Source organism: Vibrio sp. 10N.286.51.B11, assembly GCF_041469245.1.
GTDB lineage: Bacteria > Pseudomonadota > Gammaproteobacteria > Enterobacterales > Vibrionaceae > Vibrio > Vibrio crassostreae_C.
Map to the genome: position 1 here is coordinate 1 of NZ_JBFRKI010000075.1, position 1,672 is coordinate 1,672.

Sequence of the window (1,672 nt, forward strand, 5' to 3'; positions counted from 1 at the left end):
ACCACCAGGGCACGCAATTCTTTATTGCGATGCCGATTACTGAAAAGTAAAACACCATCTTAATGTCGAAATGAATCAACACTACAAAATTTGGAGCGATACATCGGGTTCGAACCGATGACCTCAACCTTGGCAAGGTTGCGCTCTACCAACTGAGCTAGTATCGCATTTTCATTCTTATTATCTCTTAACTTATCAAACTAAGAGAAAGAATGGAGGCGCCTCCCGGAGTCGAACCGAGGTCCACGGATTTGCAATCCGCTGCATAGCCACTCTGCCAAGGCGCCTTTAATAGTGATTTAAGAGAACAACTCTTTGTTCATCACTCTACTCAAAATGTAGAAGCTAGATAGATGGTGCCCCGGGCCGGACTTGAACCGGCACAGCGCGAACGCCGAGGGATTTTAAATCCCTTGTGTCTACCAATTCCACCACCAGGGCAACGCAATCTTGCGAGGCCGATTACTGAAAAGTAAAAACACCATCTCTCAGCGACCTAAGCCGTAAGAACGAGGTGTACTTTAACGGAAGGAAAAAATTCGTCAACAATAAATTTTATCTTTTAATTCAAGTGATTAATTATCGAACTCAAAAGAATAAATTTAGTGCAGCTTGTACGGTTCTTATACTTGGATTTCTAATTTAAACGGACAAATCACTGACAACCATTGATTCAAATACCAATTGAATGCGGTGATTTTATTGTTTTAAACCAAGCAAATGGCGTTTTCATGTGCTTTTCACATTCAACGATTAGAGTTTGAAGTAACTCTTATTAAGAAGTAAACATGTGAAACCACTAAAACGATATCAATATGAGCGCTATGCCGTTCTTTGTAACCTCGCCTACCCTAGAGTTTTTAAGCAGACTCGCTATGGTTTTGACCCTAATGGACAACGCATCATCAAGAACCAGTTTGGTAAAACCATGATTAGAGTGTTGTGGAGTAGCGACAAAGATGAAGTGGTTGTGGTAATCAAAGGATCGCACAGTATCTCAGATTGGCTACTAACCTTTGCTCTATGGACAAGAAGCTGTAAGAGAATTGGGCTCAATTATCGTGTGCATGCGGGTTTCTACCATCTAATGTTTCAAGAGAGCCAGCCAAGTCGTAATGAAGATAAGCTTGGCTTAACCGTTATTGAGCGCTTGGAAGCCACGCTCACACCTCTCATCGAACAAGGAAAAAGAGTGTCTATTACTGGCCACTCTTCCGGAGGCGCTATCGGTTGTGTCTTCGCTGATTACTTTGATCAAAAGTACCCAGGCTGTATTAAACGAATAGTGACTTTTGGCCAACCCGCCATTGGTGATTGGAGCTTTCGAAAGCACTATCGCATGAGTAAGAAGACCTACCGAATTTGCTGTGACATCGACATCGTGACCTTCATGCCACCGGTTCCTTTGCTCTATTGGCATGTAGGTAAAGTGCTTTGGCTTTATAACGGACGAATCTATGAGAACACTCCTACATTAATCCGCCTTGGTCGCTCTATCTTTAGTTGGCTGATAAGACCTTTCTCTTACCACTTGATGAGCAAGTATATCCGTAACAAAGATTTCTTTGATAAGCATTGAAATGGGTACGTAGGAAGCTTTTAGCGGGGCCAGAAACGAAAAAACCAGTCACTAGGACTGGTTTTTTCTGAATGATGGAGGCGCCTCCCGGAG

General features: G+C 42.7%; 1 protein-coding gene and 3 tRNA genes. 1 reads left to right on the plus strand and 3 read right to left on the minus strand.

Annotated elements, in window-relative coordinates:
* Nucleotides 1-91: 91 nt before the first annotated feature.
* The 3 genes from AB4154_RS22305 to AB4154_RS22315 form a co-directional block, all read right to left on the minus strand.
* A tRNA-Gly gene (locus AB4154_RS22305) sits at nucleotides 92-167 on the minus strand.
* Nucleotides 168-213: 46 nt separating this feature from the next.
* A tRNA-Cys gene (locus AB4154_RS22310) sits at nucleotides 214-287 on the minus strand.
* 67 nt (nucleotides 288-354) lie between these two features.
* Nucleotides 355-441 (minus strand) — tRNA-Leu (locus AB4154_RS22315).
* A 349-nt stretch (nucleotides 442-790) separates the two neighbouring features.
* On the opposite strand from AB4154_RS22315, the gene AB4154_RS22320 reads away from it, so the two are divergent.
* Nucleotides 791-1,579 (plus strand): lipase family protein, encoded by a 789-nt coding sequence (locus tag AB4154_RS22320; protein ID WP_017064543.1) that lies wholly within the window; start codon nucleotides 791-793, stop codon nucleotides 1,577-1,579.
* Nucleotides 1,580-1,672 lie beyond the last annotated feature (93 nt).